At 44.6% G+C, this 903-nt stretch carries 1 protein-coding gene; it reads right to left on the reverse strand.

The window, feature by feature from the left end:
• A partial coding sequence (locus H5985_RS09235) for an IS4 family transposase (protein WP_205051018.1) occupies positions 1-903 on the reverse strand: 903 nt, incomplete at both ends.

Below are 903 nucleotides of genomic sequence, written 5' to 3' on the forward strand. Positions count from 1 at the left end.
GGAAAAACTCCAGCGATACCGTGCAATGCGCCGTAATATCTCAATTAACAGCGTAGCCACGGCTGCTGTCCAGATCTGAGTCATCACGGCATTTTCAGAGGTTCCGATAAAACTTTTGATCTTTAAGTTTTGTTTGAGCTTCTTGAAAAACAGCTCAATCTGCCTGCGTTTACGGTACAAATCGGCTATCTGTTGAGCCGTCAAATCAAAATCGTTACTCAAAAACTCAAACCAGCGGTCATTTTCCAAGTCATGCCATTGCACCAATCTGAAACGAGTATCCCCGCAGACTTTTTGTGCTTGTTCCTGTGTAAAACGGAAACCATAATCCCCGTAGTTTTCAGCTTCTTCTATGACATCGTCTTTTAACCGAGTCGTTTTGGCATTGTCTTTTATTCGTGTCACAAACTTGGTTCCTCGTCGGGTTAGCCACATAAATAGCGCATAGTCGTTGTAGCCCCTGTCCATGACAACAGTAATTTCTTTGTTTCCCAAAGCTTCAATAGCAGCTTTTGCTTCTTTGACATCGGCTCTTTTCCCATGAGTCATATTCATCACAACTGGCAGTTGGATATCTTCATCCAGAACGGTATGTAGCTTAACGCCACCCTTGGCTCGGCGGTAATGTGCCCACCGGAACCGAGTCAGACAGACTGAAATAGTTGTGGAGTCCAACGCATAGACCGGACGCAGATAGTCTTGGTCTAAGTGACCCCTAAAGAGGTTTTTATAAGTCTGTAATAGACGAAAATAAAGTTTTTGGGCTGTTTCGTAAGACCGGTGTTCATTGGCATAAGCCAATGTCGTTCGCCCCATGGCTTTGGCTGCCATGTGCTGTAGCTTGCCAACGGCAGAAATTAATCCATCTTCAATTTCTCTTAATGAGTCACAGCCTGCCAGATG

Source organism: Parasutterella secunda, from assembly GCF_016901835.1.
GTDB classification, from domain to species: Bacteria; Pseudomonadota; Gammaproteobacteria; order Burkholderiales; family Burkholderiaceae_F; genus Aphodousia; species Aphodousia faecavium.